This window comes from Haloferax sp. s1 (genome assembly GCF_058382125.1).
In genome coordinates this window covers 1-5,334 of the sequence record NZ_JBZRPK010000732.1, presented here as the reverse complement: position 1 = coordinate 5,334, position 5,334 = coordinate 1, and the positions used below count along the sequence as shown (strand labels likewise).

At 63.2% G+C, this 5,334-nt stretch carries 5 protein-coding genes; all 5 read left to right on the top strand.

Features of this window, described 5'->3' with window-relative positions; genetic code table 11:
• The first annotated feature begins 102 nt into the window (after positions 1–102).
• Positions 103–477: a 4Fe-4S dicluster domain-containing protein gene (locus QT222_RS22650; protein ID WP_004060219.1), complete on the top strand. Its 375-nt coding sequence runs from the start codon at positions 103–105 to the stop codon at positions 475–477.
• A gap of 135 nt (positions 478–612) precedes the next feature.
• A complete protein-coding gene (locus QT222_RS22645) occupies positions 613–1,485 on the top strand; it encodes an electron transfer flavoprotein subunit beta/FixA family protein (protein ID WP_049917514.1) in 873 nt (290 codons plus the stop codon).
• 2 nt (positions 1,486–1,487) lie between these two features.
• Complete coding sequence (locus QT222_RS22640; RefSeq protein WP_491478455.1) at positions 1,488–3,272, top strand: electron transfer flavoprotein subunit alpha/FixB family protein; 1,785 nt, start codon at positions 1,488–1,490, stop codon at positions 3,270–3,272.
• Positions 3,269–4,933 (top strand): FAD-dependent monooxygenase, encoded by a 1,665-nt coding sequence (locus tag QT222_RS22635; RefSeq protein WP_491478454.1) that lies wholly within the window; start codon positions 3,269–3,271, stop codon positions 4,931–4,933. Before QT222_RS22640 ends, QT222_RS22635 begins: the two co-directional genes overlap by 4 nt.
• 4 nt (positions 4,934–4,937) lie before the next feature.
• Positions 4,938–5,334: DUF8055 family protein (locus QT222_RS22630; protein WP_491478453.1), on the top strand; the 397-nt coding region annotated here is incomplete at its 3' end.

Genomic DNA, 5,334 nt, shown 5'->3' with positions numbered 1-5,334 from the left:
CACGCTGTTCCGCATTCCGGTGACTACCGTTTTCGAGTGGCGAGTGATGTGTTAACTTGGGGTATGATTTAATGCGCTTACAGTAAAATAACACGACACACTATGGCTATCGACCCGCAGTTCGAAACGAACCGAGAGAAAGTCGGCGAAGAAAAGCTGGACGAACTCCGTTCGTCGGCAAACCAAACTTCGTTTGGTGATGGTGTCGCCGTCTGGGGACCGGTCGATCCGCCAGAAAAGCAGGGCATCCACGGCACCCACGTCGCCGTCGACTTCGATATCTGCCTCGCTGACGGCGCGTGTCTGGAAGACTGCCCCGTCGACGTGTTCACGTGGGTCGACACGCCCGGCCACCCGGAGTCGGACATCAAGGCGGAACCGACACACGAAGACCAGTGTATCGACTGCATGCTCTGTGTCGACGTGTGCCCCGTCGACGCAATCGACGTTGACCCCGGCCGAGCAGGGCGCATCTGACTGGGGTCACTGGGGACTCGCGTCCTTTTCGCGGCACGAGCACCGTCGTGAGCGCTTGCCACCGGGGACGTTCCAGCTGGCCGGCACAAAAGATTATTATGAATATGAACTAGCATTAACGCGAGAGTGTTCTCAATGCACATGGTGGTACTTACAAAAGGTGTGCCCGACTTCCGCGAGGGCCAGGTATCGTTCGACGAGGATGGGCACCTCGAACGGGGGAAGACGCCCACGGTGATGAATCCAAACGACCGCTTCGCACTGGAAGCGGCGTTGCAGACGCGAGTCCGACACGGTGGCAGAGTCAGCGTGATGAGCATGGGTCCGCCGGGGTACAAGGAGGTGCTACAGGAGGCGATGGAGTCGGTGTACGCCGACGACCTCCACCTAGTTTCGGACCGCGAGATGGCGGCCGCCGACACGTGGGCGACGGCCATCACGCTCAGCGCGGGCATCGAAACGCTCGGCGAACCCGATATCGTCTTTGCGGGATTCAAAACGGCCGACGGGGAGACGGGCCACACCGGCCCGCAGACGAACTGGTGTCTGGATATGCCGCTCGTCACGCACGTCATCTCACTCGATATCGACGAGGATGAGGGCGTCCTGCGCGCGAAACGACTCGTCGAGGGCGACATCGAAGAGGTCGAAACGGTCGAGACGTCGCTTCCGGCGTTCGTCGTCACCGACCCCGAATTCACCCCGTCGTATCGGACGGCGGGCGAGCGACTCACGCTGAAAGACCTCCGCGCGGAGACACAGGAGCGTGCCGAGAACTACGAGGACCATCTCACGGTTCGGGACCACGCGGACATCAACGTCGACCCGGACTACATCGGTCTCGATGGCTCGCCGACCATCGTCTCCTCTGTCGACCCGATTCCGAAGGCACCAGCGGAACGCGAGGCGACGATGGTCGACCCGGACGATTCGAGCGCGATGCAGGACGTACTGGAGGCGATGAAGTCGGCAGTCGGCGGCGATACCGCCGCTGCGGGGGGTGACTGACGATGACCGACTTCGACCCGGGAGACTACGAGATTTCGGAACTCGGCCCGGCAATCAAGGATATCGAAGACCTCGGCGAGTTAGAGGAGATTCTCCAGGCCGAACATCGCGGGGAGAACCGCGCCGGAGCCATCGCACTCATCGAGAGTCGCATCGAGAAGTTCTCCGAAGACGAGGAGGAACCGGCCGACGCCGAGGGACTCGACCTCGCGTCCATGAGCACCGCGGAGGTCGGAAATGCCCTCCAGAGCGTCGACGAGGTTTCGGACCTCGAATCACTGCTCGAACGCGAGGAGGCTAGCGAGGACCGCGACCCCGTGAAGCGACTCATCCGAAATCGCATCGACTCCGTGCAGGGCAGCGACGAAGAAGCCGCTGAAGTCGAAATCGACGAACGACCTCCCGAGGAACGGCATCCGGACCTCGACCATCCCACCCGCGACAAGCGACACGTTCGCTCGCTCAGCGACGGGACCTACCGTGATATGTGGGTCTACTGCGAGACGCAGGCGGGCGAACTCATCGACGTGTCGAAGGAGATGCTCGGGAAGGCCCGCGAGTTGATGGACACCTACAACGACGACTACGAGGAAGACGAGCGAGTCGTCGCCGTCCTCATCGGGTCGGACGTGTCGAAGCACGTCGACGACGTAATCGCCTACGGCGCTGACGTGGTCGTCGCCCGCGAGGACGACCGTCTCGACCGCTTCCAGCACAAACCGTTCACCGAAATCTTCTGCGATATGGCTCGCGCGGGCGCAACCCACGAAAACGGCGAGGTTCACGGCGGCCGCGACGAGGAGTGGCGCGACTACGACAAGCCGCGGTACGTGCTCTTCCCGGCGACGAACAACGGCCGCGACCTCTCGGCGCTCGTGCAGGCCGAACTCGACTCGGGACTCGCCAGCGACTGTTCCGGTCTCTACATCACGAAAGAGGTCATCTCGAATCCCGTCAAGACCGGCGTCGCCGGCGAGAAAAAGGAGTTCGAGCGTGTGCTGCATATGAAGCGTCCCGACTTCTCGGGCTTCGAGTATTCGACGATTCTCTGTATCGACAATCCGGCGCGGGAGTTCCACCCGCAGGGCGCGTCTGTCATTCCCGGGAGCTTCGACGTTCCGGAGCCGGACCCGTCCCGTGAAGGACTCGTCGTCGACCACGACGCGCCGCTCGACGACGACTGGTTCCGCATTACCGTGACCGAGTACGACCAGATGGACGAAGGCATCGACCTGACGGGCCACGAGGTCATCGTCGCGGTCGGTCGCGGCATCGGCGACGACCCGACGAAGGGTATCGAACTCGCGTTGGAACTCGCAGACCAATTCGAGGGCTCGGAAATCGGCGTCACTCGCGGTATCGTCACGGGGTCGTTCCAGTTCGACGGCCACGTCGAGCAGTACACCCACGAAGAGCGACAAATCGGCGAGACCGGACAGGTCGTCGCGCCCAAACTCTACATCGCGGCGGGAATCTCCGGCGCAGTTCAGCACAAGGTCGGGATGGACGAGTCGGATACGATTATCGCCATCAACACGGACCCGGACGCCCGCATCCGCGACTTCTCCGACTACTTCATCGAGGGAGACCTGTTCGAGGTGCTCCCAGAACTGACGGCGGCACTGAAAGAAGGACAGTTCGAGGCGGCGGTCGCCCGCGATGGCGGCCTCACCGAAGGTGAGAGTACATCGGACGTTTCGTCCGATGGCGGTCTCGCCACAGATGAGAGCACGTCGGGCGTTCCGTCCGACAGCGAGGTTGCGGACGAACGAGGAGACACCCAATGACTGAACACGAACACTACGAAGCAATCGTCGTCGGGGCTGGTCCCGGCGGGGCGGCCGCGGCCGCAACGTTCGCTAACTACGGAATCGAGACGCTCGTTCTCGAACGCGGCGTCGAAGCCGGGTCGAAGAACGTCTCGGGCGGACTTATCTACGCCGAGGAGTCCGCACCCTACACCATCGACGACCTCTTTCCCGACTTCCGCGAAGAGGCGTCGGAGCGGCCTATCACGAAGTACCGCATCCACAACATCGCCGGCGACAAGGTGGAGTCGTTCGACCTGACCAAACTCCACGAACACGACACCGAGTGGTCCGACTCCGTCCTCCGTCGAAAGATGGATTCGTGGCTTGAAGACCGCGTCCACGAGCGGACGCGCGAAGCCGGCGGTGGACTCTTGACCGGCGTCCACGTCACTGGACTCCTTCGCGAGGAAGGGAAGATTGTCGGCGTGACGACCGACGAACTCGACCCGATAACGGCCGATATCATCGTCGCCGCCGACGGGGTGAACTCCGAACTCGCCCGCGACGCGGGCTTGATGGACTGGGAAGAACCCGAAGAGTGGTTCCAAGGCGTGAAAGCCGTCGTCGACATGCCGAACGACGTTATCGCCGAGCGATTCGATGTCGGTGCGGACGAAGGGGTCGCACACCTGTTCTCCGGCGACCTGTTCGAGGGCGTCCGCGGCGGCGGATTCCTCTACACCAACCGCGATACGCTGTCGCTCGGGACCGTCTTCCACCTCGACAGCCTCGTCGCCGAACAGGCCGAACCGCACGAACTCCTCGATGCGCTTTTGACGCATCCACTTCTCGCACAGTGGCTCGGCGACGACTACACAGAACTGGAGTACAGCGCCAAACTCGTCCCCGACTCGAAGAAAGTCGCACTCCGAGAACCACACTTCGGCCGCCTCCTCCTCGTCGGCGATGCGGCCGGCCAGATGCAGGCACAGGGTCCCATCATCAAGGGGATGAACCACGCTGTCACCGCGGGGGCGCTCGCGGCCGAGGCGTACGCGCAGGCGAAGTCCCGTAACGAACCGGAGAAAGCGGGGACGCGATACGCCCGCAAACTCCGAAGCGAGGGCGTGATGAAGAAGCTCCGGCCTCGCGGGTACGAACTGTTCCGCGGCGTCGCCGAAGACGACAGTGTGGCCGACATGGTCGATTCCGTCCTCACGTCGGCCGTCGGACGCGCGGGAATCCGCGCCTTCTCCGGCCAACTCGAACGGTTCTACAACGTTCCGATGCTGTCGTCGATGATACCCGACACGCAGACGCCCTACGTCACGCTCCCGACGGTTATCGCGGAAGAACTCGGGACGCGTGTGCGTGAGGAGAATACGGTGACGCCGCCGAGCCTCGAAGCGCGCATCGGCGACCTGACGTACGACACCGATATCGGGTCACCGCACATCACGCTCCTCGACAACTCCTACGAGGCAAGTGGGGCCGCCGTCGCGGCCTGTCCGGTTTCGGCGGTCGACTTCGGCGGCGGGTGCTACCGCGAGGAACTCGTCCGGACGAACGGCTCAGAGGAGCGCGTCGTCAGTCTCGACACACAACCCTGTGTCGAGTGCGGAACCTGCGCCGTTGTCGCCGAAACCGAGTGGGAACACCCACGCGGCGACAAGGGCGTCGAGTTCAAGTGGGGGTGAGTCGGTGGCTGGAGACACTGCATCGAAGCCCCCGGCAGACACCGACCGCAACCCGGAGCACGTCCGGTTCGGCGAGCGCGTCAGGGACCTCGCGGCCGAGGCGCGGCAGGCGAGAGAGACGTTCGACCCACCGGACGAATCGACGGCCGACGAGCGTGCCCTCGAATGCGCCCGCGACGGCGTCGGCCCGGTCGTCTCGTTGTACATCGAAGCGCGAACCGGCGGGCGAATGGTCGAGTTCACCGAGACGGAGTTTCAGTTACTTCACCGAACACTCAACGATTGGCTCACGCTGTACGCCCGGTGCTACGAGGTCGACCTCGACGCCGACTTCACGATTCGAGAGACCGCCGAGGTGCTTCTCAAGACGCACAGCTTCCGCGATGGGGCGCTGTTGCTGA

What these genes read in the sequence shown, in the direction of transcription:
- QT222_RS22640 (WP_491478455.1), top strand. Translation starts at nt 1,488, where the DNA reads ATGACCGACTTCGACCCGGGAGACTACGAGATTTCGGAACTCGGCCCG.
- QT222_RS22650 (WP_004060219.1), top strand. Translation starts at nt 103, where the DNA reads ATGGCTATCGACCCGCAGTTCGAAACGAACCGAGAGAAAGTCGGCGAA.
- QT222_RS22635 (WP_491478454.1), top strand. Translation starts at nt 3,269, where the DNA reads ATGACTGAACACGAACACTACGAAGCAATCGTCGTCGGGGCTGGTCCC.
- QT222_RS22645 (WP_049917514.1), top strand. Translation starts at nt 613, where the DNA reads ATGCACATGGTGGTACTTACAAAAGGTGTGCCCGACTTCCGCGAGGGC.